The 22,931-nt window shown below is 44.2% G+C and carries 17 protein-coding genes; 5 read left to right on the forward strand and 12 right to left on the reverse strand.

All coding sequences use genetic code 11. The features are described 5' to 3' along the window. Nucleotides 1-120 precede the first annotated feature (120 nt). The 4 genes from IE130_RS07705 to IE130_RS07720 form a co-directional block, all read right to left on the reverse strand. Nucleotides 121-1,935 carry an efflux transporter outer membrane subunit gene (locus IE130_RS07705; RefSeq protein WP_189584181.1) on the reverse strand — a complete coding sequence of 605 codons (1,815 nt, stop codon included), beginning with the start codon at nucleotides 1,933-1,935 and terminating at the stop codon, nucleotides 121-123. Beyond that, nucleotides 1,935-5,165, reverse strand: a complete 3,231-nt coding sequence (locus tag IE130_RS07710) for an efflux RND transporter permease subunit (RefSeq protein WP_189584184.1) — start codon at nucleotides 5,163-5,165, stop codon at nucleotides 1,935-1,937. Before IE130_RS07710 ends, IE130_RS07705 begins: the two co-directional genes overlap by 1 nt. Before the next feature lie 35 nt (nucleotides 5,166-5,200). After that, complete coding sequence (locus tag IE130_RS07715; protein WP_189584186.1) at nucleotides 5,201-6,604, reverse strand: efflux RND transporter periplasmic adaptor subunit; 1,404 nt, start codon at nucleotides 6,602-6,604, stop codon at nucleotides 5,201-5,203. Nucleotides 6,605-7,275: 671 nt separating this feature from the next. Then, complete coding sequence (locus tag IE130_RS07720; RefSeq protein ID WP_189584189.1) at nucleotides 7,276-8,301, reverse strand: polyprenyl synthetase family protein; 1,026 nt, start codon at nucleotides 8,299-8,301, stop codon at nucleotides 7,276-7,278. A gap of 568 nt (nucleotides 8,302-8,869) precedes the next feature. Between IE130_RS07720 and rplU the strand changes: the two genes are divergently transcribed. The 3 genes from rplU (at nucleotide 8,870) to lolA (ending at nucleotide 10,605) form a co-directional block, all read left to right on the forward strand. Further along, nucleotides 8,870-9,181: a 50S ribosomal protein L21 gene (gene rplU / locus IE130_RS07725; protein ID WP_010199185.1), complete on the forward strand. Its 312-nt coding sequence runs from the start codon at nucleotides 8,870-8,872 to the stop codon at nucleotides 9,179-9,181. A 91-nt stretch (nucleotides 9,182-9,272) separates the two neighbouring features. After that, nucleotides 9,273-9,530, forward strand: a complete 258-nt coding sequence (rpmA, locus tag IE130_RS07730; protein WP_010199200.1) for a 50S ribosomal protein L27 — start codon at nucleotides 9,273-9,275, stop codon at nucleotides 9,528-9,530. Nucleotides 9,531-9,903: 373 nt separating this feature from the next. Continuing rightward, entirely contained in the window at nucleotides 9,904-10,605 is a 702-nt protein-coding gene (gene lolA / locus IE130_RS07735) for an outer membrane lipoprotein periplasmic chaperone LolA (protein WP_189584191.1), read from the forward strand. A 175-nt stretch (nucleotides 10,606-10,780) separates the two neighbouring features. Here lolA and scpB read toward each other — a convergent pair whose 3' ends face one another. The 8 genes from scpB to mrdA all read right to left on the reverse strand — a co-directional run bounded on the left by scpB (nucleotide 10,781) and on the right by mrdA (nucleotide 18,638). Continuing rightward, the gene (gene scpB / locus IE130_RS07740; RefSeq protein WP_189584194.1) at nucleotides 10,781-11,326 is read right to left on the reverse strand and encodes an SMC-Scp complex subunit ScpB; all 546 of its coding nucleotides are present in this window, start codon (nucleotides 11,324-11,326) and stop codon (nucleotides 10,781-10,783) included. 25 nt (nucleotides 11,327-11,351) lie between these two features. Continuing rightward, nucleotides 11,352-12,230, reverse strand: a complete 879-nt coding sequence (locus IE130_RS07745) for a segregation and condensation protein A (protein WP_373299656.1) — start codon at nucleotides 12,228-12,230, stop codon at nucleotides 11,352-11,354. Between the two features lie 104 nt (nucleotides 12,231-12,334). Further along, nucleotides 12,335-13,435, reverse strand: a complete 1,101-nt coding sequence (locus IE130_RS07750; RefSeq protein ID WP_189584197.1) for a tryptophan--tRNA ligase — start codon at nucleotides 13,433-13,435, stop codon at nucleotides 12,335-12,337. Nucleotides 13,436-13,556: 121 nt separating this feature from the next. Next, the gene (locus IE130_RS07755; RefSeq protein WP_189584200.1) at nucleotides 13,557-14,648 is read right to left on the reverse strand and encodes an LpxL/LpxP family acyltransferase; all 1,092 of its coding nucleotides are present in this window, start codon (nucleotides 14,646-14,648) and stop codon (nucleotides 13,557-13,559) included. Between the two features lie 238 nt (nucleotides 14,649-14,886). Then, on the reverse strand, nucleotides 14,887-15,273 hold the full coding sequence (rpsI, locus tag IE130_RS07760) for a 30S ribosomal protein S9 (protein WP_010199221.1): 387 nt from the start codon (nucleotides 15,271-15,273) through the stop codon (nucleotides 14,887-14,889). A gap of 10 nt (nucleotides 15,274-15,283) precedes the next feature. After that, complete coding sequence (rplM, locus tag IE130_RS07765; protein ID WP_010199223.1) at nucleotides 15,284-15,712, reverse strand: 50S ribosomal protein L13; 429 nt, start codon at nucleotides 15,710-15,712, stop codon at nucleotides 15,284-15,286. Nucleotides 15,713-15,925: 213 nt separating this feature from the next. Further along, a complete protein-coding gene (rsmD, locus tag IE130_RS07770) occupies nucleotides 15,926-16,618 on the reverse strand; it encodes a 16S rRNA (guanine(966)-N(2))-methyltransferase RsmD (RefSeq protein ID WP_189584203.1) in 693 nt (230 codons plus the stop codon). A gap of 28 nt (nucleotides 16,619-16,646) precedes the next feature. Further along, on the reverse strand, nucleotides 16,647-18,638 hold the full coding sequence (mrdA, locus tag IE130_RS07775) for a penicillin-binding protein 2 (protein WP_189584206.1): 1,992 nt from the start codon (nucleotides 18,636-18,638) through the stop codon (nucleotides 16,647-16,649). A gap of 673 nt (nucleotides 18,639-19,311) precedes the next feature. Between mrdA and IE130_RS07780 the strand changes: the two genes are divergently transcribed. Both IE130_RS07780 and IE130_RS07785 read left to right on the forward strand, forming a co-directional pair. After that, on the forward strand, nucleotides 19,312-20,646 hold the full coding sequence (locus tag IE130_RS07780) for a DUF445 domain-containing protein (protein ID WP_189584209.1): 1,335 nt from the start codon (nucleotides 19,312-19,314) through the stop codon (nucleotides 20,644-20,646). Between the two features lie 254 nt (nucleotides 20,647-20,900). Then, on the forward strand, nucleotides 20,901-22,931 hold the full coding sequence (locus IE130_RS07785) for a heme lyase CcmF/NrfE family subunit (RefSeq protein ID WP_189584212.1): 2,031 nt from the start codon (nucleotides 20,901-20,903) through the stop codon (nucleotides 22,929-22,931).

The following is a 22,931-nucleotide window of genomic DNA, read 5'->3' on the forward strand; positions in this document are numbered from 1 at the left end:
CAACTATAACCAAAGACAGCTGATAAAAGCAAAAAGCCCTACCAAGTCGGCAGGGCTAATGGTACTTATCAACTGTCAATACAAGGATACTATGATGTCACGATTTTAAGATCGAACCATTTAAGGCTCAACAATCTGTGTGACGGGCACTTGCTCAACACTATTTTCATTGAAACGCGTCTCTTCGGTAATCACACCCACTGCAGCATCTGTTTTACCATCGCTATTGACATCGACGATAGCAGTCGGCTCAAAGGTAGTGGTTTCTGACGGCTGCGCTTGTTTGATTGCGATGGCTTCTTGTACAGACGCCACACGTGCTGAGCTCGCCGCATCAATCGCGTTAGCCGCTTTTACCTTGTTGCTATAGGCAGGTAGGTTAACGACTTGAACCAAGTTGGTATATTGCGGCACAGGGATGACCGTTGGCACGTCAAGGTTAGCACCGCCACCGAGCGCTTGGTACAACTCAATTTGGCTGACAAGTTTTTGTAATTCTAAATCCAAAATTCCCTGCTGGGTTGAGAATAACGAACGCTGGGCATCGAGGACATCTAGATAGTTGGAGACACCCGCTTTAAAGCGTGCATCGGCAATTTGATAGGTTTGCTCAAAGTTATCTTGTAGGCGATACTGGGATTCTAACTGCTCACCCAAGGTGGCGCGCGTCGCTAACACATCCGACACTTCGCGGAATGCGGTTTGGATAGAGCGCTCATAACTCGAAAGCGTCTGCTCACGCTCGATTTTGGCCACATTGTACTCAGCATCCAAACGTCCTGCATCAAAGATTGGGACACTAATAATTGGGCCAAAAGACCAGCCGACTGCACCGCTTTTGAACAGATCATCTAAGCTACCGCTACTGACACCAACACTACTTGCTAAGCTAATAGAAGGGAAGTAAGACGCACGTGCCACTTCGATATTGGCACCCGCAGCTTTTAGGTTGTATTCCGCTTGTAGAACATCAGGGCGATAGCGTAACAACTCACTTGGTAAGCCGGCATTAAAGAGTTGCTGGCTAGTAATATTGCTGACTGCCGGTGTTGGAATCAACTCGTTTGGAATAGAAGCACCAATCAAATATTGCAAGGCATTACGTGAGGTCAAGATACTGCTTTGTGCCCGTAATACGGCAAGCCTAGCATTTTCTAAAGAAGCACTGGCTTGAAGTGAAGGCAGTTTAGGATCAATGCCTGCCTCAAAACGTTTGCTCGCAATAAACAATGATCTGTCACGACTCTCAACAGTAGCTTCTGCCAGCTTAAGCTGTGCCAAGCTATAGCTTAAATTGGCATAGCTTTGGGCAATATTACTGATTAGACTAATTTGAGTCGAATCCTTCGCGGCTGTAGTCGCCAAAAAATTCTGCAACGCTTGATCTTTTAGGCTAGAAATCTTACCCCAAAAATCCAGCTCGTAGTTGGCCAATCCTAGGTTGACGTTATAACTACTGTTGGGGTTTTTGTCGGTTCTATTCTGTGCTTGGCGCGTGTAGCCGCCACTACCATTGATGGTTGGCAAATCGTTAATATCGGTGATTTGATATTGCGCTCGTGCTTTTTCAATGGCTAAACGGGCACTTTCAAAGTCTTTATTGTTCTCAAGTCCTAAAGCAATCAGCCCTTTTAGACGCTCATCGCTATAGAAGTTTTGCCAGCGTTGACCCGCAATACTTGGCTGTGACGCGTTACTAGCCGTTTCCTTGTCGAACGCCCCGTAGGCTTGTTCAATAGAGATATTGGGCTCAGCAAGTACAGGGCGAGTATCGGCTTTTGGAATGGTGTTACAAGCCGCCATACTCATCGCTAAAGCAGTCAAGCCGATTAAACGACCGCTGTTCTTGCGCATGCGTGATAGAACTGGGCGCGCAAGGGTAGCTGAGGCTACCACCGCTGTAGTATTGGTTGTACATGTTTTTTGAGCACTCATTATGTATTGTCTCCAAGGCTTGCAGGCTGATAACTCTCTGAGGGAGTTGGGTTCTGAGGAGCAGGCGTACCATTGTCGCCATCGCCTTTATCATTTGGCTTGTTGTTGTCATACTTGTGAGGGAACACACTGCGTATCCAAATGTAGAACATTGGGATAAAGAAGATGCCTAAGAGGGTCGCCGTTACAACACCGCCAACCACACTGGTACCAATGGCATTTTGACTGCCTGAACCTGGACCGCTCGCCAAGAATAATGGCACAACACCTAGACCAAAGGCAAGTGAGGTCATGATAATGGGGCGCAGACGTTGGCGTGCGGCTGTCATGACTGCCTCTTTTAGACTATAGCCTTCCTCTTGATGCTCTTTTGCAAACTCAATGATCAAGATGGCGTTTTTGGCCGATAGACCAACCACCGTCAGTAGACCTACTTGCAGGTAAATATCGTTGGCGAAACCTCGCAACCACGTAAATATGACTGCGCCCAATACGCCAAGTGGAATCACGAGTAGTACAGAGAATGGAATAGACCAACTTTCATAGAGGGCTGCCAAACATAAGAACACGACTAAGATTGAAAGCGCGTAGAGCATCGGTGCTTGAGCGCCTGACTTTTGCTCTTCTAGTGACATACCTGTCCACTCGTAACCGATACCTTCAGGTAGCTTCTCAATCATGGTTTCCATCGAGCTCATGGCTTCACCAGTACTTAGACCGGGCGCAGCACTACCTTGGATGTTCATAGACGGTAAGCTGTTATAGCGGGTCAGACGTGGTGAGCCTGATTGCCATTCACTGGTCGAAAAAGCATTAAATGAGATCATATCGCCCATTTCATTTCGCACATACCATTTACCAATATCATCAGGATTGGTACGGCTACTCGCTTCACCTTGAACAAAGACGCGTTTAATACGACCACGATCAATGAAGTCATTAACGTAGCTTGAGCCCCAAGCGGTGGAGATAACGCTATTGATATTACCTAGTGACAAGCCATAAGCGGCGGCTTGCTCTTGGTTGATATTCACCTTAAGCTGCGGTGAGTCTTCCTGACCGTTAGGACGTACACCTGCGACTTGATCGTTTTGCGCTGCCATGCCTAGCAGCATGTTTCGTGCTTCAAGTAGCCCATCATGACCAAGGTTACCATTATCTTGGAGCATCAAATCAAAACCACTGGCGTTACCAAGTTCAGTAATGGCTGGCGGTACAATCGCAAAAACTTGCGCTTCATTTAATTGGGTAAAGAAGTAACCCATTGCTCGACCAGCAACAGCCTGAGCAGTGTTCTCATCACCGGAACGCGCTTCCCAATCTGACAGGCGAACGAATGCCAGTCCCATATTTTGCCCTTGACCTGCAAAGCTGAAGCCTGCAATGGTAAAGACGGAGGCAATGTTATCGGTTTCTTGAGTGTCGTAATAGTTTCTTACTTTATCGAGCACTTCTTGTGTTTCATCTAACGTCGAACCGGCAGGAAGCTGAACCAAAGTAAACATAATACCTTGATCTTCTTCTGGTAAAAATGAGCCGGGAATACGTAAGAATACCACCACCATGACGCCAATAATGGCCGCATAACCAATCAAATATAACCATTTGAAGCGAAAGCTTTTACCGACAAAGCCTTCGTATGAACGACTAAGCTTAAAGAATGAGCGGTTAAACCAGCCAAAAAAGCCTTTTTGCTTTTCTTCGTTGCCTTTTTCATGGCTCTTGCCACGTTTTAATAAGGTCACGCATAGCGCAGGGGTGAAAACAAGGGCGACAATGGCTGATAACACCATAGCAGTAATCAAAGTAATGGAGAACTGACGGTAAATTACGCCCGTTGAACCACCGAAGAAGGCCATCGGTACAAATACTGCTGATAGAATCAAAGCAATACCGATAACAATCTTACTAATCTCACCCATCGATTGAATGGTCGCGTCTTTAATAGAAATATGAGGATCTTCTTCTAAGATACGTTCAACGTTCTCTACCACAACGATCGCATCATCGACCAGTAGACCGATGGATAGTACCATCGCAAACATGGTCAGCACGTTGATACTAAAGCCCGCTACATAAAGCACTGCAAACGTGCCCAATAAAACGACAGGTACGGCAAGCGTTGGAATAATAGTTGCACGCCAGTTCTGTAAGAAAATGAACATGACGATAAATACCAACACAATCGCCTCAATGAGGGTCATGACGACTTGTTCGATAGACAAGCGTACAAATGGCGTGGTGTCATAAGGAACGACTGAGGCTAGACCAATTGGGAAGTTTTTTTCTAGCTCCGCCATACGTGCGCCAACGGCTTCACGAGTCTCAAGCGCGTTAGCACCACCTGCGAGTGAAATACCCAAAGCGGCAGCTTCTTGACCGTTATATAGCGATACTACACTATAGTCTGCACTACCGATTTCGACATCTGCCACATCGCCTAAGCGTACTTGGGCGCCTGAGGTATCCGTTTTCAACAGAATATTTTGGAATTCTTCAGGTGTTTGTAGATAGCTTTGCACTGTAACGGTGGCATTGATAACCTGTTGATCGGTATCAGCAGGTGCTTGACCTAGCTGACCAGCAGATACTTGCGCGTTCTGCGCTCGTATTGCATTGACGACATCAGACGGTACCATGTTATAGCTGCGTAGGCGTGAAGGGTCAAGCCATACACGCATCGCATAGGTAGAGCCGAAGACTTGAACTTCACCCACACCCTCTACACGACTGATCGAATCAACGACATTGGAGTTAATGTAATCGGCAATATCTGCTCGATCCATAGTGCCATCTTCAGAAATAAATGCTTGCACCATCAAAAAGCTGCTAGACGATTTATTGACGTTGACGCCCTGACGCTGAACAGACTCAGGCAAGGAGCTCATCGCGGCTTGCAGTTTGTTCTGTACTTGTACTTGTGCGGTATCAGAATCAGTACCATTCTCAAAGGTAAGCGTCACTGAGGCGCTACCATTTGACGAGCTCGATGACGACATATACATCAGACCATCAAGACCCTTCATACGTTGTTCAATGATCTGTACGACTGAGTTCTCGACAGTTTGTGCGTTAGCACCAGGATAGCTGGCACTGACTGAGATGGTCGGTGGTGCAATACGTGGATACTGTTCGATCGGTAGGTTAATGACCGATATCACCCCGATGAGCATGACTAAAATAGCCATAACCCATGCAAAAATAGGGCGATTAATAAAAAAACGTGACATAGTATATCCCTAAGTCTTCCTATCTTTGAATGGAATTAGTTAGCAGTGGTTTCTGTAGGTTTCTTAGCAGAAGTTCCGTTACCAGCTGGCTTATCCACCGTTTTTGCAGCTTGCTGAGGCGTTTTGGCGTTTGGCGTGCCTTGTCCTTTTGCAGATGGTGCTGGATTTGCGCTTTCTAATGGCTTAGCGACTACCTCTTGATCAGGTTTGACTTTTGAGCCACCAATAATCACGACCTTATCACCTGCTTTTAGACCGTCAGTAACTACCCATTGTCCGTTATAAGTACCATTAATAGTGACTGGACGTACTTGGATTTTGTTGTTTTCATCAACGATATAGACTTGCGTCTCACTCTTAGGCGTACGTGACACTGCACTTTGCGGCACTAGCGCGGCATTGGTAATGACGCTTTGGGTCAAGCGTGCAGTGACATACATACCCGGCAGCAAGATGTTATTGCTGTTCGGGAAGATGGCACGCAAGGTCACAGCGCCAGTTGACGCATCAACCTTTGCTTCAGATAATGCAAGCTTGCCACGTACAGGATAGACTGAGCCATCTTCTAGAACCAATTCAACCGAGTTCATACCGGGTTGTGCTTTGCCTTCAGATATTTGCTGGCGTAATTTGAGCAGCTCAGACGATGATTGGCTGATATCTACATAGATAGGGTCTAGACGCGAAATCGTCACCAGTGGACTGGCTTGACTGGCGCTGACTAAAGTACCCGCAGTCACATTCGAGCGCTCTGTGCGCCCTGAGATTGGTGCCCGTACAATCGTACGGTTAAGATCTAACGTGCTGGACTCCAATCCTGCTTGAGCCGTTTGGATACCTGCTTTCGCGCTTTCGATACCTGCTTGTGTCTGACCGACCGCCGCACGCGCACTTTCTAATGAAGCTTGTGCCGTACGGACTTCTGTCTGTGCTTGATCGTATTGTTGTTTAGAGATAGCGTCGATCTCTACAAGACCTTGTAGTCGCTGAAAATCATTGACCGCTTGGGCTAATGAAGCTTGGCGACTGGCCAATTCAGCTTTGGCATTGGCGTTATTGGCCAGTGCAGTCTGATAATTGGCTTGAGACTGAGCAACTGCTGCTTCACCGCTGGTGATAGAAGTGGCATAGTTATCAGTATTGATACGATAGAGAGGCTGGTCTTTTTTGACGTTACCGCCCTCACGGAACAGTACCTCGTCAATGACGCCATTAACTTGTGGACGAACGTCAGCGGTTTGATAGGCCGCAGTGCGTCCAGAGAATGTTTGTACTTGGGGTACAGTATCGAGAGTGACAGTCTGAACGTTGACAACCGCAGGCGGCATCTGCTGCTGTGCGGCATCTGCGCCAGCGGCGTCCTCGTTTTTGTCACAGCCAATCAGTACAGCTCCAGATAGTACAGATGCTATTACAAGCGCAAGAGTAGAGTGCTTCATCAATGTCCTCGGCAATAGGTATAAAATAAATAGTGACAGTATAAAAAATTTATAAGTAAATAAATCTTAACGTATGAAATTTTAAAGGTATTAAATATAGGGGCAGTCTTAACGCTAAGTACACGCCATATCTTGCTCAAATCACTTTCGATAACATCAGTTTTAATAGAACCAATTTTAATATCACGTAATGACTAGAATGCCCAGTTCTTACGTTTGTATGATGAATCATGAGGCAAGGTTTTTAGCATCATAGATGTAGGCAAGCCACAGAGTTGATTAGTAAATTTAATCAGTTATTATAAACTAATGGGGTTACCCCACAGTCAAGTACTTTAGGAGAGGGAAGGCGGCAAAAAGCGGCAATATTACGTTTTATGAATAAACGAGGTGCCGCTATAGTAAGCCTCACCTCAGTTAACCGCTAATAGGGTGATATACAACCTACTATCAAAACATATTGTAAACTTTTGTTATATTTATAAACCACATAATCATTGAGGCTTTTAAACAATGAAAATTTGGGTTTGTAAACAAAATAAAGAATTTATCAACTACTAATTATGACCATAAAAATAGCGCTCAATAGTCTCTACTATGCATAGATCAGTATCACAATAGAAACGCGAATCGAGACTAATAACCGTTAAAAAACGATGCTGCTACACTATCTACACTAAACGTGCGCTAGCAAGCTCGGTCAGTTGATGTAAACCTTGACGATAGCGATTGTCTGGTAGCGTGCTCAGTGCTTGTTGCGCCAATTTGGTTTCTTCCAAAGCACGCTGTTTGCAATAATCTAATGAGCCTGAGCGGCGCACCAACTCAATAAGCTGTTCAGCGTTAGGCGTTTTCCCAGTTTGTACGGCAATGCGGAGCTGCTCATAGCCTTCTGTATCGCTGTTTTTTAGCAACTCAAGCGCTTTGATCGTTGGTAAAGTAGGTTTGCCTTCAGCAAGGTCGTCGCCTAGGTTTTTGCCCATCACTTCGCTATCGCCACTATAATCAAGCACATCATCGATAATCTGAAAGGCATTGCCAAAGTGTTGTCCGAAATCACCCAATGCCGTCATATATTCTGTTTTATCTTGCAAGATGGCGGCACCTTGGGTCGCCATCATAAACAGACGTGAGGTTTTACCATCGATAATGCGCAAGTAGTCTTCTTCTGTCGCGGCAGGGTTATGCTGATGCTGTAACTGCAACACTTCACCTTCAGCAATATCACAAGTACCATCCGAGAACACTTGCAACAATGGCAAGCTTTGAAAACCGACCAAAAGATTGAAAGCTCGGGCAATGAGGTAATCACCGACCAATACTGCGGTGGCATTGTCCCATGTGGCATTCGCCGTTGGCTTACCGCGGCGCTGTCCTGACTCATCAATGACATCATCGTGGACGAGGGTAGCAGTATGCAGCATCTCAGTGATGGCAGCTAAATGCATGGCTTTTTCTGATGGATTGTCATTGAACATACGGGCACATAATAAGGTAATCAGTGGACGCATACGTTTGCCACCAGCATTGATTACATGCTGCGAGACGCTCATGACGAGCTGTACTTTTGAGTTGAGACTACCAAATACTTGCTTGTCCATGACCTCAAAATCATCAGCGACGATACTTTGAATATCAGCATAGCTAGGCATGGATTGAGTCATAGAAGAGGTATTAGTTGAAGAGGTAATAGTCATAATAAATAGTCATATTAATAAGAATAAAGAGAGTTTTTATAACCTTGACTTTATCTATCTATAGGTAAGGTATCGTTTTGCTTATAATAGCATAGCTGTACGTTTAAATTGTGGGTTAAAGTATATAGCAGAAGTAGAACAAAAATGTTTTATACACGCTTTACTGCGCGGGTTAACAAGAATAACAACTGTAAAAACCTCTTATATTTTGAATATATGTTCCCTAGCTTATTTAAAATTTTTTAATCACATAAATGACTCATAAAAGGCTGTAAGTAACTGATTGCATAAGTTATAATAACCGCTGTTGGGCTTAATCCATCATTCGTCATTGCTGTTTTGTATGCTCATATTAGAATTGTTGTCTATGACGCTCTTATAATAAGCAGTAGATATAGCAGGATGAGTGATTGTCATTAGTGTAACCACCTTACAAAAACAAGAGGCGCGGCTTGCTTTTATGAGCAAAAAGCCGTAAAATCTTGCCTTTAATTTTTCCCTGTCGTGTTCGTCGTAAAAGCGTTGGTATAACATCAGCCACGGCACACGGGTTAAACGGAGTCATACAATGTACGCAGTAATCAAAACTGGTGGTAAACAGCACCGTGTAGTCGTCGATGAATTGCTTAAAGTTGAACTACTAAAAGCAGAAACTGGCGCTACAATCAAATTTGAAGACGTATTGATGATTGTTGACGGTGAAACTGTCAAAATCGGTCAGCCTATCGTTGAAGGTGCTAGCGTTGAAGTTGAAGTTGTTGAGCATGGTCGCGGCGAAAAAATTCGTATCGTCAAGCACAACCGTCGTAAGCATTATCACAAAGAGCAAGGTCACCGCCAATGGTATACCTTGTTAAAAATCAAAGCCATTAATGCCTAATCACCCATTTAGCAATTATTGCTAAACAGCGCACTAAATGCTTAAGAGTTGTCGCATTAGCGATAAGTCACATTAACAAGGAGATTTTCTCATGGCACATAAAAAAGCTGCCGGCTCGTCACGTAACGGTCGTGATTCAAACCCAAAAATGCTCGGCGTAAAAATCTTTGGCGGTCAAGCCATCGTCGCTGGTAACATCATCGTTCGTCAACGTGGTACAGAATTCCACGCAGGCGAAGGCGTTGGCATGGGTCGTGATCACACTTTATTTGCACTGAATGACGGTGTTGTAAAGTTTGCGACCAAAGGTAAATTCAACCGTCGTTATGTTATGGTTGAAAGTGCATAATTGCCCATCTGAATTGTTTTATTCTCTGTGAATAAAATAATCTGATGACTAGAAAAGCCTCTATTACCGTATGGTAGTGGAGGCTTTTTTATATCCATACTTTATAGTAGGTTTGCGTTCGTGAGCCATAAAAGTCTTTAAAACCCTATCTAAAAACCTTGACGTACTGTGTAACAGAGTTGGTTACAAGCGTGTATGGCAGGCGTAGTAATGATTGCAAATCATGACTAGGCGCGTAATGAAAAAACTGGCACACTGTGCGCATTGCTTAATGACACTGGTTTTATCTGGTGAGTTAAACATTATCGAAAACAAAAAATTTAATAAGAACATTTATTTTTTAGCGATTACGCACTTTAAGAGAGAATTAATAATGACTTTACTAAACAAGCAAACGATTGAACAGACAACCACTCTAAAACAAAAAATAATGAGCGGTGCTTTAGCGGGCGTATTAATGACTTCGCTTGGTGTTGCAGCTCCAATGATGGCATTGACCCAGTCTGCTACCGCCGCGCCTGCTGACAATCTAACAGCAGCCACACGTTTGAATAAGCTGTTAACAAACACAAAAAGCATGACAGCCAACTTTAGCCAAACGACAAAAGGCGCTAGCAGCGGTACTTTTTCTGGCTCTATGAGTGTGCAGCGTCCAAACAATTTTCGCTGGGAGACAAAATCACCCTCACAGCAGCTGATCATTGCTAATGGTAGCTCTATGTGGGTCTATGATAAAGATTTAGAGCAAGCGACCAAACAAAACGTCGATAGCCAAGTGGGCAACACCCCAGCACTGTTATTGTCAGGTGATCCAAGTAAAATTGATCAAAGCTTTAAAATCACCCAGCCGTACGATAATAAAAACTATTATGTGCTGTATCCAAAGTCAGATAGTGCCAGTTTTAAGAGTTTATCAATGAGTTTTAGCGGTGGCAAACCAGTGATGATGGTATTAAATGATACTTTGGGTCAAACCACTACTATCAAATTCAGCGGTATCAAGCTGAACCCAAGCATCAGCAGCAGTAAGTTCAAATTTACTCCGCCAAAGGGTGTTGATATTATTAATCAGTAATCAGTAATCAGTAATCAGTAATCAGTAATCAGTAATCAATAATCAGTAATCAGTAATCAGTAATCAGTACTGCTAATTGATGACACACTCAAGCTGTATTGGTTTACACCAGTCAGCTTCGAAAAAAAGGACAGACCTAATGAGGTCTGTCCTTTTTTTCGAAGCGATATAAACATTAGGCCATGGTCTTGATGGCTGCCATATCTGGCATTGGCGGTAACTCATCTAAATCACTCAGTCCAAATGCATCTAAGAATTGCGCAGTGGTATGTAGCAATGCTGGTCGACCCAAAGTCTCTTTATAGCCCTTCTCTTCAATCCAACCTTTATCAAACAATTGGCGCAATATATTGCTCGATAGTGTGACACCGCGCACGTGCTCGATATCACTGCGGGTCACTGGTTGTTTATAAGCAACCACACTTAAGGTTTCAAGTAGGGCTTGGCTCAGTCGCTCTTGGCGTTGCGGGAACACGCGCTGGATCAAGAGGCTGTAGCTATCTGCGATTTGCAAGCGATAACCACTGGCAGTTTCATGTAGGCTAAGGACGCCCGTATCTAAGCGTTGTCTTAGTAGTTCTAAGGCTTGTTTTAGCTCTTTACTAGACAACGACAGGTGCTTCTTTAAGGCATTAGCAGGGAGTGGTACTTCAGATGCATGCAACAGCACTTCGATATGCTTGCTTATCTCTTCAAGATGTTGACACTGAATATCTGTCATTAGAAAAGCTCTCTTCTGAAAATCATTAAGCCAACCACTGTAAGGTCAATGGTCTCATTTGCTCGTTTATAGCAGATTGATTCGTATCTATTGAGGTCTCATCACTGTCAGAAGCAGAATTTACCACAACACCAACTAGTTGCCGCTTCATCAGCTCGAGCACGGCGACAAAGCTGACTACTACACCTATTTTACCTTGCGCTTTGTCTAGTAGCTCATAAAAGGAGCGTGCACCATCGGTACTCAGCTGTCGACTAATACTGGCAATGCGATCAGCAAGTGGAACGGTATCGACCTTGATGGAATGCATTTGATAGTCTGGCTGTAGCTGCATTTTGAACAAGCTATCAATCAATAAATTCGGTGAGTAGTTCGGCAGCTCGGCATTCATGATGTCTTGACTGGGCATACTGACCATCGCCAAGAACACATCACGCTCAAGACGTACCAGACTATCCAAGCGCTGACTGGCTACTTTAATTTGCGCATACTCTTCGAGGCGCTCAATCAGCTCAGCTTTTGGGTCGCGCTCATCGGTAGGCGTTTCGGGCTTGGGTAGTAACAGCTCGGTTTTAATCGCAATCAACGTTGATGCCATCAATAGATAATCACCAGCCAACTCAAAATGCTCGGTATCTAATTCGCTGATGTAAGCCAAGTATTGCTCAGTGATAGGCAGTATTGGCATTTGCGTCAGATCAACGTTGTTTTTTTTGACCAGATATAATAAAAAATCTAACGGTCCGGCAAATTGCTCTAACCAAATAGCAAATGCTTGTGGCGGTACGTAAAGGTCTTCTGGCAAATGCTGTACTGGCGTTTGATAGATGCGTAACGACGTATCACGGATAGTTGAGTGGTCTGTAACACTTGTAGCGTCATGACTCGTTAGAGATTCAGACATTTGATCGGCATCTATGGACAAGACAGCTTGAGATACAGCTGCTTGTCCATACTGTAGGTCAGTATCCACGTTTTATATCCGTATTGGTGACCATCATTAAATGACTATTTAAGTTTGGCAAGTGGACGAATACCAATGGCGCGGCGAGTCTTGTCTAACTGTTTACGGCTATGGCGACGGGCTTTTTCTGCACCCATTTGTAAGATTGCTTCCAACTCTTTTGGATTGGCCATTAGCTCTTGGTAACGCTCGCGAAATGGGGCAATCTCAGCATCTATTTTCTCAAATAATGCTTGTTTGGCATCGCCCCAGCCAATACCAGCGGCAAACTGCATACGCATGTCGGCGATTTCTTGCGGCGTAGCAAAGGCTTTATAAATCTCAAAGATAGCAGAGTCGTCAGGATCTTTCGGCTCTTCAGGCAGCTGTGAGTTAGTGACGATCTTCATGATGGCTTTGTGCATTTGTTTTTCGGCACTGACTTGCGGATTAGACTCACCAAATAGCGGAATAGTGTTGCCATAGCTTTTGCTCATTTTGCGCCCATCAAGACCAGTCAATAACGGGATATTGTCGTCAACGACGGCTGAAGGTAGCGTAAATAGCGGCTTATATTTATGATTAAAAGTTCCGGCAATATCACGCGCCATTTCAATATGTTGAATTTGATCACGTCCTACTGGTACGTGAGTAGCATTAAACATTAAAATATCCGCAGCCATTAATACCGGATAGCCAAACAGACCCATCGTGATACCTTGATCGGGATCAACGTCAGTTTTTTCGTTATTAATATCGACAGATGCCTTATAAGCATGAGCACGATTCATCAGACCTTTGGCACATGAACAATTTAAAATCCAAGCTAGCTCTGATATTTCTGGCACATCTGATTGACGATAAAAAGTCACACGCTCAGGGTCAAGACCGCAGGCAATCCAAGTCGCGGCAATGGCTTTGGTCGATTCATGGATGACGGCAGGGTCGTAACAGCCAATAATGCCATGATAATCTGCTAAAAAGAAAAATGCTTCATCATCACTGTTTTGGATAGACTGAATTGCTGGACGAATAGCACCAACGTAATTGCCTAAATGTAGCGTACCAGTTGGCTTGATACCAGTTAAAATGCGTTTGGCTTGCGTTGAGCTATTAGATATTTGGCTATCAGAGGTCTGATTATCAGAAGTACGGTTGTTACTCATGGGAAATCCATTATTTGGTTTATCAAATTATTATAAATTTATGGTTAGTTTTGCACAGTTAATGGCAAAAATATTAGCCTCAAAGTATAGCAAATTTTACTTATATTTTTGGGAATAAAGTCTATTTATAGATATTTGTGCGACCTGTCGGCCCATGTTTAAAGCGCCGATGAAACCACATCCACTGGGTGGGATCGATACGAATGAGTCCTTCTAAGACTTCATTCACCTGAGTGGCGTCAGCAACCTCATCATTGCTTGGATAATTATGCAGCTCAGGCGTAATGGTCAGATGATAATGCGGGCGTTTACCACTCGGCAAGTTATCTGGCGTTTGCCGATAGGTATGCAATGCCATGACAGCAGGCGGGTGCGCCTTGCTGCCCAATTTTGCCATGCGTCTTGAGGCAGTGATAGTGGCTGCAGGCACACCAAAGAACGGTGCCATGACACCTTGCTTGAGACCATAGTCTTGGTCAGGAGAATACCAAATGACATGCCCGGCTTTAATTGAACTCACCAAGCTACGCATATCACGACTGGAGATTTGCTTACCGAAGATATTGGTACGACCGTTATAAATGAACCAATCAAGTAGCGGGTTATTCTGTGTACGATACATACAGTCTAAGGCAAAAAATTGCGCGCAAAACAATCCACCCAAATCAAGCATCGTATAATGTGCACCTAGCAAAATGACCGGACGATTTTCGTTTTGAGCATTAACTAAATGCTGTAGTCCTGAAATAGAAACGGTGCGAGTAAAGATATTTGGACGGAACCAAGCACACAAGGTTTCAAATAGACCAATACCTTGATTGACAAAGACCTGCTTTGCCATCAGCTCACGTTCAATTTCCGGCTTTTCTGGAAAGGCCAGTTTTAAATTAATGAGCGTATCACGTCGCCGCGAGCCTACAACTTTGTAAAACAAGATACCCACTTTGCGCCCTAGCCAAAATTGCCATCGTAAGGGCAAATATATCATTGGCAACATCATCAAGAACAATAGCCAAATTGCCCAATATTTAGGCGATAAGAACTGCCATTGAAAGGGCTTTTTGTCTGCTTGTGTCGTACGTTTATGAGTTTGGGTAATCGTTGGCGTGCCGACGGGAATGGCGGGCGACTTATCCGACCGCTGCATACTCAGTGGTGGTATGCTATTTTTTGATGGCGGTTTGCTGGGGTCGTATTGTTCGGGCGCTTTCATAATATCCTTTTGTAGCACTGTTTATAACGTCGGAGCTAATGACAAAAAGTTATTATAATGATGGGGTAGTCGCTACTGGTTTGCAAGCTGGTTTTCGACACTTAATGAACAGCCATAAAAAAACCTCATAAACTGTGACCAGCTTATGAGGTTTTGCAAATCTATTCTTTTGCTTAATACTGTTAAATCGACTCTGAGAAAAAGGCGATAACCACAAAAAGCAAAGAAGTAGCTTTGATTAACGTTTCGAGAATTGTGGACGTTTACGTGCTTTACGTAGACCCAATTTCTTACGTTCAACTTGACGTGAATCACGAGTCACAAAACCAGCTGCTTTTAGAGCAGGTTTGTTGGCTTCGTCAAGCTCAATCAATGCACGCGTGATGCCGTGACGGATTGCGCCAGCTTGACCACTAATACCGCCGCCTTTTACAGTGATGTAAAGGTCATAAGCAGTAGGGGTGTCAAGTAATTCTAAAGGCTGACGAACAACCATGCGCGACGTTTCGCGACTGAAATACTCATCAAGTGGTTTGCCGTTAACAACAATGCTACCAGTACCTTTCGCTAAAAAGACACGAGCGGTAGAAGTTTTGCGGCGACCAGTTCCGTAATTGCGTTCCATAAGTATATCCTTAGATGTCTAGTGCTTTAGGTTGCTGTGCTTCATGTGGATGTTCAGTACCCGCATAAAGTTTCAGCTTCTTGATCATCGCATAGCCAAGAGGACCTTTTGGAAGCATACCCTTAACCGCTTTGTGTAGAACATCTTCAGGCTTATGTGCAAGCAGTTTACTGAAGTTGGTTTCTTTGATACCACCTGGGTAGCCACTGTGACGATAGTACTTTTTATCTTGCGCTTTTTTACCCGTTACCGTGATTTTGTCAGCGTTGATGACAACAATAAAGTCACCAGTGTCAACGTGCGGCGTAAAAGATGGCTTATGCTTGCCACGTAAGCGAGTAGCGATTTGAGTGGCTAAGCGACCAAGGGTTTTGCCGTCAGCATCTACGACATACCAGTCATGGGTCACTTCAGCTGGTTTTGCACTAAGTGTTTTCATGATAAAACCTTAAAATTAGAATTCGTTGAGAGTTTAGCTGGGAAAACGGGGCTCTCAAAAAACAGACTGCACATTATAAGCAGTAGCGCCTACGCTTGCAAGCTGCATTGGGGTTTATTTTCGCCTTATATACATTAAACTGCAGCGTTGGCCAGTTTTTTAGCGGTTTTAAACATTTTTAAAATTTATTAACGGCTTTCATTAACCCGACAATTATGACGATGATAGGCGAAAAAGTCCAGCAACAACTTGTCCAACTTTGGTTTGTTTTAAGCATTCAAAGTTAATTGGTTGCTGAATAACAGATGGTTGAGTCACCATACTATTATTAATAGTCTCTTCTAACTGCTCCAATTGTGTCGCTAAGTCTCTATCCGCTTCTAAATAAATAAGCGTCTCGGTGTTGATTAATGCTTGGGTAATAAGTGTCGCTAGAATAGGCTGCCATAAATCCTCAGCATAAGGCGGATCGATAAATACGACATCGAAAGGGCGTGGGACGATATGACTTTGCATCAATACTTGCTCTGCTGTGCCATTGATAATTTGATAGGTGTCAGCGTTGAGCCGCAACTGCTCAGCACTTTGGCCTAGCATTTGACTTTGCCCACGATTCATCTCAATAAAAGTGCAGTGTGCTGCGCCACGAGACAGCGCTTCAAAGCCCAAGACGCCGCTACCAGCACAGCTATCAAGCACGTATGCACCATGGATGTCGGCAAGTAGCCAATTGAATAGTGTCTCCCGCAGGCGATCTGGTGTTGGGCGCAGACCCTCAGCATCAATGAAACTGACGCTGCGACGTTTAAATTGCCCACCGATAATACGTACCTGACCGGCCGTCGATGATTTTTCCTGATGAGATGTTTTCTGTTTGGTATTACGCGATGCTGCTGTTTTTTTCATGGCCACTATTCTTTTTCTTTATTGGTTTTTATTCGGTCGCTATCGTGGTTTCTGCTTGTGCGACTGCTTGTGCGGCTGCTTGTTCTGCTAGTGCCTCTTCTTTATCGCGCAGGGTGTCACGCATGATTTTTTCAAAGGCTTTTTGACGTTTGATGACTTTTAGCTCATCAGCAGAGGGTGGCAGAATAGGATCGTTTTTGCGTTGTAATACCCAATAATCAAACAGCGCGCGACCAATAGGTGCTGCCACGGCACTACCGCCGCCACCGTTTTCGACCAACACGGCAAGAGCGATTTGTGGGTCTTCTACCGGTGCAAAACCATTGAACCACGCATGATCCCAGTGGCGTTTGTCTATCGCAGACTTATCATAACGTTTGCCTTGAGCGATGGATTTTACCTGTGCTGTACCAGTCTTGCCCGCGATACGATAGCGCGGGGTATAGATACCGCGTCCCGTGCCATCTTTAACCACACTTTCCATCGCATCGTGCATACGCAGCCAATCAGAGGGTTTGCCATTATAGTCAATTTTGCCATCGGGTTTGGTGATGACATTGACCGCTGCTGCACCATCGCTGCTTTTTAATAGATGCGGGGTGATGTGATAGCCTTTGTTCGCAGTCATCGCTGTCGCATTGGCGATCTGTAACGGTGTTGCTAAGAAATATCCTTGACCGATACTGACTGAAATAGTCTCACCCGGCAGCCAGCCTTTATCATAGGTATCTTTTTTCCATTTAGGCGATGGCATAATTCCTGATTTTTCATTGGGCAAGTCAATGCCTGTTTTTTCACCAAAACCAAAGCGTGCCATCCAATCATGCAAGCGCTGAATGCCCATCTCATAAGCGAGCTTATAATAATAAGTATCGACTGATTCTATGATAGATTTTTTTAAATTAACCGTGCCATGACCACCACGCTTCCAATCGCGAAAACGATGTGAATCTCCAGGTAGGCTGAAATAACCAGGATCATAAATAGTGGTATCCCAATTACGCAAACCGTAATGAATACCGCCTAAGCCTTCAAAGGGTTTAATGGTAGAGCCGGGTGGATAGGTGCCTTGTAGCGCCCGATTATAAAGTGGCTGATCGAGATCTTCACGCAAATCACCATAATCTTTAAACGAGATGCCGGATATAAAGGGATTGGGGTCGTAACTTGGGTTACTGACAAAGGCCAGTACGTCACCGTTTCTGGGATCTATCGCCACAATAGCGCCGCGACGACCATCGAGCTGCTGCTGAGCAACGGTTTGTAAACCATAGTCCAAGCTCAAAGTAATATCGTTGCCAGCGACTGGTGGCTTAGTGTCTAGTTGACGTATGATATTGCCGTGGGCGTCCGTTTCTACCGATTGGTAGCCCGGTTGACCCAATAATATGTTTTCGTAAAAATCTTCGATACCAATTTTGCCAATAAGATCCGTCCCGGCATAGCGGGCTTTATCAATACGCTTGCTTTCTTTGTCATTGATGCGTCCCACATACCCAATAACATGAGCGAAAAGCTCGTCATAAGGGTATGAGCGTGTCAGTTTGCTCTGGATGCTAACACCGCGAAAAAAGGGTTTACGTTCACTAAACTGTGCCAATTGAGCATCGGTTAAATCAATCTTGATGGTCACTGGATCATTTTTGCTTTTGCTAAGACGTGCCAAAATATCGGTAATGTCTTTATCAGTTAGCTCAAAGATTGGCGCGAGCAAATTTAAGGTGCGCTCTGGGTTCTCGACCTCGTCAGGGCTTAGCATGGCAGTAAATACAGGCTGATTGTCCGCAAGAATGATCCCATTACGATCATAAATATAGCCACGGCTTGGTGGTGCAGATATCAGCTTAATGCGATTGTTATCCGCCTGTGTCGTGTATTTATCATGAGCGTAAACTTGCAAATAACCATAGCGCAGTAGCAAACCAATCAGACCCAAAAATATCAGTAGCCCAAAGATAATGATCCGGTGTGCAAAAACACGGTTGACTTGTTCGGTGTCGGAAGCTATCGGTTTGTTCATATAAAATCAGTACTCAGGCAGTCGGTGAGGCATTAAAAGCGGAACAAATGGACAAGATATTCAGTCTAAGCGTGGCGGATGTAAAGAATAAGATAAAGGATTTCAATTGGATACAGTGATATAGGTAACCATTAAGTTACGATGGTTGATATGCTAGATTTCGCTGCAAATTATAGCAGAACAAATGCGAGGGCGCAGTATTCTACGATTTATTTTGTCATTAGCATCAAGGGTGGTCGAGTTAAATATTATTAAGGTTTTTACCATTAGGAGGATGATTTTTTTATGATTACTTTTATAAGAAAAGCTAGAGAATAAAACTTGTCACCTCTAGTCACAACTTGACTAGGGTCGACGTGTGCTAATGAATAGCAAGTATGCTAAAATCAGGCGATTTATTTGACATAGTCAATCCTATGTAGATTGGATACGCTGGCGGATTCGCTCAGTTTATTATATGGTTTTACTTGCATTGATTGTACTTTCATCGATAGCACTTGCCTGCCTTGTGTTCAAAATATCTTAAACCAATGAAAAATATTTTAAATTAATTAAAAGTATCTTAAACCGACTGGTTAGTAGCTATTTAGGGTGAACGTCTTTTTAGCGTTCTTAATTTGCTAAGCATATTTTATTAGCAACGACAATCATTACGTCAAGGACAAAGAAAGTCATGGACGCAACTTCATTGTGGCAAACGATAGCTGAGCACCCAGAGTTTTTTGCCATGCTGACCATTCCACCAGTGACGGCATTCGTCACTTGGATACACGTATGGATGGCGCTCAAAATGCTGTTTTATCCGATCAAGTTTTGGGGTATTCGTATTCCGAACTTTCCATTTTTTGGTCTACCGGGTATCGGTTGGCAAGGTATCGTTCCGCGAAAAGCGGGCAAGATATCTGGGGTGATCGTAGATCAGACGCTCTCTAAACTGGGATCGCTTGATGAGTTCTTTAAGGCGATGGAGCCGGATCAGATGGCAGTATTTATCACTGATACGGTGGATAAAAACCTTGAGCCACTGATTGATGAGATTATGCTGGATCACTCGCCAGCACTGTGGGGCAATCTGCCTTATGCGTTAAAGCGTCGCGTTTATGCGCAAGCGCATCAAGAGCTGCCCAGTATCATGCAGTCTCTGGTTAACGATTTGACTTACCATGTCGAAGATTTGGTCGATATGCGTAAAATGATTGTTAATACAATGGAAAATGATCGGCGCTTAATGGTTGATATGTTTTTGAAGGTAGGCCAAAAAGAGATCAATTTTATCTGGCATATTAGTGCGCTGATTGGCTTGATTTTCGGCATCGTGCAAATGTTTATTTTTTTGGTGGTGCCGCAGCATTGGACCGTACCTTTCTTTGCTGCTATTTGGGGATTTCTCACCAACTGGATTGCCATTTGGATGGTGTTTAATCCAGTAGAGCCACATTTTATTCCTTATGTAAAGTTTTTTGCGCTGCAACGTCACTTCCCATTTATTAAGCCGCAATTGCCGCATATTGGTCAGTATCGTTTTCAGGGCGGCTTTATGAAGCGTCAAGAGGAAGTTTCTGAGGTTTTTGCTGAGATTGTGGTAAAAGATTTGGTAACGCTTGAGAACATCATGAATGAGATGATGTATGGTGACAGTGCTGTGCAAACGCGTGAGCTCATGAAATCGCACCTATATAAGGTATTAGAATCTCCTGTGATTAGCACGACTTTGCGCGTAGGGCTTGGTCGCCGTGAGTATGGGCAGTTAAAAAATACCATTATTGATAAGTCGATTGTCGCAACGATGGTGCCATTGCGCGATCCTGAACTGAATGAAAGCCGTGCCAGTAAAATATTTGGGCTGTTCCGAGATCGTATTCGTGCATTATCGCCAAATGAGTTTCAGAACTTATTACGTCCCGCGTTTCGGGAAGATGAAATGACGCTTATCGTCTTGGGTGGACTGACTGGGTTTTTGGCAGGGTGGTTGCATTTGGTGTTGGTATTTTTCCCAGCGATGCAGTAATAGGAATGTTTTATCGCTCTTTATACACATCGCATACAGAGTGGATACAGAAACGTCACAAGTTGACGCTAATGTACCAAGCTGCATACGTTACAAGCTATAATAGCTGATGTCGATGATCAATTAATGATAGCAGCAAAAAATACTATCAGAAGATATTCGAAAGTCACGAATACTCGATACTTTCGAATATCTTGAAACACCAATCTCTAAAATAAACAATGACCGCATTAAGGTAAACAAGGTTAGACCGTATGTTAATCACAGAATTGGGTTATTTTGCTTTGCTAGCCGCCTTTATCTTGGCGATTTTGCAGGTAGTATTACCAACCATAGGCGTTATGCGTGACCATGTTGCTTGGCAGCGTTTGGCGCCAAGTTTGGCGTGGGCGCAGTTTGCCGCCATGATTACCTCGTTTGGCGCTTTGATGGCAGGCTTTTATTATAATGATTTTAGCCTTGTCTACGTGTCGCAGCATTCTAACACCTTGTTGCCTTGGTACTATAAGCTATCAGCAACGTGGGGCGGGCATGAAGGTTCGCTATTGTTATGGATGACCATCATGGCCACATGGTGTGCGCTGGTTTCTTACTTCAGCCGTGGTTTACCGTTATCTATGCGGGCGCGGGTACTGGTAATTTTGGCTGGCGTACAGATGATGATGCTAGCGATGCTGATTTTCACCTCGTCGCCGTTTGATCGTACGCTACCTAATTTGCCTGTTGATGGCGCTGACTTAAACCCTCTTCTACAAGATTTTGGTTTGATTTTTCATCCACCGATGCTGTATATGGGTTATGTGGGTATGGTGGTGCCGTTTGCTTTTTGTATGGCTGCACTGTGGGAAGGGCGCTTGGATGCCGTTTGGACACGTTGGTCGCGTCCATGGGCACTCGCTGCTTGGGGTTTCTTAACTATTGGTATCGCGCTAGGCTCTTGGTGGGCTTATTATGAGCTTGGCTGGGGTGGTTGGTGGTTCTGGGATCCAGTAGAGAACGCCTCACTGATGCCATGGCTTGCTGGTCTTGCTTTATTACATTCGCTAGCAGTAACAGAAAAGCGCGGTGTCTTTAAGGCTTGGACGATTATGCTGGCAATTTTTGCCTTTGCCCTCAGTCTGCTCGGTACTTTCTTAGTTCGCTCTGGGGTCATTACGTCGGTACATTCGTTCGCAGCCGATCCAACTCGCGGTCTGGTTATTTTGGTTATTTTGGGTGTTATCGTTGGCGGTGGTTTACTGATGTTTGCTATCCGCGGCTGGAGCTTGACGGTTGAGAGTCAGTACCAGCTCATCTCGCGTGAGTCATTCTTAGTTATTAATAACGTCATCATTTTGATTTCGACCTTGGTGGTGCTGCTTGGCACGCTATATCCTATCATTGCTGATGCTTTTAATTTGGGTCAAGTGTCCGTTGGTCCTCCTTACTTCAATGCGCTATTTGTGCCTTTAACGTGGTTGTTGTTGATTGCAATGGGTATGGGCTCCAATATCCGTTGGAAAAAAGACAAGCGTCCATTACTAGGCGTTGGTATGGTCATTGCGGTTAGTAGTCTGGTGCTTGCGGCCATTATTACCTACTTTGTCCATCCTTCTTCTATGCTCAATATTGGCGTTACTTTGGCGGTTAGCTTTTGGGTATTGTTCTGGATGGTGGTCGACTTCAAAGACAAAACCAAAAATGCACCGAGCCTTTTAAAAGGCTTAAGTCAATTACGTTTGAGCTACTGGGGTCAGCAAACGGCACACATTGGCGTCTTAATAGCGGTTATCGGTATTGCTTTTACTAGCAGTCTGAGCATCGAGCGAGATGTGGCGCTGGGACCAAACGATAGCGTCCACGTGCAAGGCTATGACTTTACCGTAAAAGGCTTTAGCGAAGTCAAAGGCAGTAACTTTGATGCGACACAAGCCGAGGTATTAGTAAGCAAGGACGGTCAAGATGTGACTACCTTGTACCCTGAAAAGCGTAACTATATCATTAGTATGATGCCGATGACTGAAGCGGCGATTGATGCCAGCCTCATGCGTGATGTCTATGTGGCACTTGGCGAACCTATTGCTAAAGACAGCAACCAATGGGCGGTACGCATCTATGTGAAGCCGTTGATTCGTTGGATATGGCTTGGTGCTATTATTATGGCTCTAGGTGGGTTGCTAAGTATGTTAGATAAGCGCTATCGCATCAAAAAACCCAAGACTGTCAGCCAAAATGTGATTAATGCTGCAGGTTTTGCAACAGTAGCAGATGTAGAAGTACCAGCAGCAAAGATGGGGGACAAATAG

It is taken from the genome of Psychrobacter glaciei, from assembly GCF_014652895.1.
In the GTDB taxonomy this organism is placed as follows: domain Bacteria; phylum Pseudomonadota; class Gammaproteobacteria; order Pseudomonadales; family Moraxellaceae; genus Psychrobacter; species Psychrobacter glaciei.

Bases quoted from the DNA above. Each gene is read 5' to 3' on its own strand.
- IE130_RS07750 (WP_189584197.1), bottom strand. From the start codon at position 13,435: ATGAGTAACAACCGTACTTCTGATAATCAGACCTCTGATAGCCAAATA.
- rsmD (WP_189584203.1), bottom strand. From the start codon at position 16,618: ATGAAAAAAACAGCAGCATCGCGTAATACCAAACAGAAAACATCTCAT.
- rpmA (WP_010199200.1), top strand. From the start codon at position 9,273: ATGGCACATAAAAAAGCTGCCGGCTCGTCACGTAACGGTCGTGATTCA.
- IE130_RS07785 (WP_189584212.1), top strand. From the start codon at position 20,901: ATGTTAATCACAGAATTGGGTTATTTTGCTTTGCTAGCCGCCTTTATC.
- IE130_RS07755 (WP_189584200.1), bottom strand. From the start codon at position 14,648: ATGAAAGCGCCCGAACAATACGACCCCAGCAAACCGCCATCAAAAAAT.
- IE130_RS07745 (WP_373299656.1), bottom strand. From the start codon at position 12,230: ATGTCTGAATCTCTAACGAGTCATGACGCTACAAGTGTTACAGACCAC.
- IE130_RS07720 (WP_189584189.1), bottom strand. From the start codon at position 8,301: ATGACTATTACCTCTTCAACTAATACCTCTTCTATGACTCAATCCATG.
- IE130_RS07710 (WP_189584184.1), bottom strand. From the start codon at position 5,165: ATGTCACGTTTTTTTATTAATCGCCCTATTTTTGCATGGGTTATGGCT.
- lolA (WP_189584191.1), top strand. From the start codon at position 9,904: ATGACTTTACTAAACAAGCAAACGATTGAACAGACAACCACTCTAAAA.
- scpB (WP_189584194.1), bottom strand. From the start codon at position 11,326: ATGACAGATATTCAGTGTCAACATCTTGAAGAGATAAGCAAGCATATC.
- rplM (WP_010199223.1), bottom strand. From the start codon at position 15,712: ATGAAAACACTTAGTGCAAAACCAGCTGAAGTGACCCATGACTGGTAT.
- IE130_RS07780 (WP_189584209.1), top strand. From the start codon at position 19,312: ATGGACGCAACTTCATTGTGGCAAACGATAGCTGAGCACCCAGAGTTT.
- rpsI (WP_010199221.1), bottom strand. From the start codon at position 15,273: ATGGAACGCAATTACGGAACTGGTCGCCGCAAAACTTCTACCGCTCGT.
- rplU (WP_010199185.1), top strand. From the start codon at position 8,870: ATGTACGCAGTAATCAAAACTGGTGGTAAACAGCACCGTGTAGTCGTC.
- mrdA (WP_189584206.1), bottom strand. From the start codon at position 18,638: ATGAACAAACCGATAGCTTCCGACACCGAACAAGTCAACCGTGTTTTT.
- IE130_RS07715 (WP_189584186.1), bottom strand. From the start codon at position 6,604: ATGAAGCACTCTACTCTTGCGCTTGTAATAGCATCTGTACTATCTGGA.
- IE130_RS07705 (WP_189584181.1), bottom strand. From the start codon at position 1,935: ATGAGTGCTCAAAAAACATGTACAACCAATACTACAGCGGTGGTAGCC.